The sequence below is a fragment of the Xenorhabdus hominickii genome, assembly GCF_002632725.1.
Lineage (GTDB): Bacteria > Pseudomonadota > Gammaproteobacteria > Enterobacterales > Enterobacteriaceae > Xenorhabdus > Xenorhabdus hominickii.
In genome coordinates this window covers 1-893 of the sequence record NZ_NJAI01000067.1, presented here as the reverse complement: position 1 = coordinate 893, position 893 = coordinate 1, and the positions used below count along the sequence as shown (strand labels likewise).

The 893-nt window shown below is 40.8% G+C and carries 1 protein-coding gene; it reads left to right on the top strand.

What is annotated here, in order from left to right; all coding sequences use genetic code 11:
* Positions 1-544: 544 nt before the first annotated feature.
* Positions 545-808, top strand: coding sequence for a hypothetical protein (locus Xhom_RS25080; protein ID WP_084022955.1), 264 nt, complete (start codon positions 545-547; stop codon positions 806-808).
* The last annotated feature ends 85 nt before the right edge of the window (positions 809-893 follow it).

The window sequence follows — 893 nt, the reverse complement described above, 5'->3', positions numbered from 1 at the left end:
ACTGAACCTATTGATCGATAAATCTGAGCGGGGATAAAGGGATTTACCGCGCCAATGGCTGCGGATGCGATACCATGAAGATTCATTTCTCACCTTTTTCTGGTACAAAAAAACCTCGCATTGGCGAGGTTGGTGTTTATAAATGCTGTTCGTAATTAAATTATTCGGCCTATTGCTGGAGCCACTAAAAATAGGAGAGCCAACATTGCGCATAGAATCTTTAAGACTGCTTTTTTCGCCTTAAATATCGCATAAGAAAAAAGCAATCCGGCAGGAATGCAAATAAACCAATATGAATGACCAAATAGTGCAATCTTAAACAACAAAAACTCTATTATATCGTAGGTTGAAACTGACATATTCCCTCATGAATCTATTGTATATCCCCTCGGAATATATCAGTAATCCCACCAGCTCACTACAGCCTTAACTGGGGATTAATTGCCTGCTTTTCACCACATCAGGCGAGGTGGTTCCTCACTTACCGCAATTAAGAGAAAGTGATAGGTTGGTCGTTCCATAGTCAAAATAAGGAATGAAAAGAATGGCAAAAATGACAAATTTTACCGTTCGTATAGAAATGAAAGATGCCACCGCAAAAGATTATGAAGAGCTTCATAGAAAGATGGCTATAAATGGTTATGCACGAGAAGTACGAGCTGATGACGGACGTTTATTTAAATTACCTGATGCTGAGTACTGCACAACAAAAGGGCTAATCAGAAAGCAAATAATAGACGAAGTCATGGTTATAGTAGATTCGGTTACTGGTGATGATTCATCATCCATTCTAGTACTACAGCCGTAATTGCTCTGTAAGCCGATGATTTTCCCGGCGGCGACAGTGACATTGTTGCGCCCGGTATTGATGCCGTCGTCGCCAGGCTGACCAA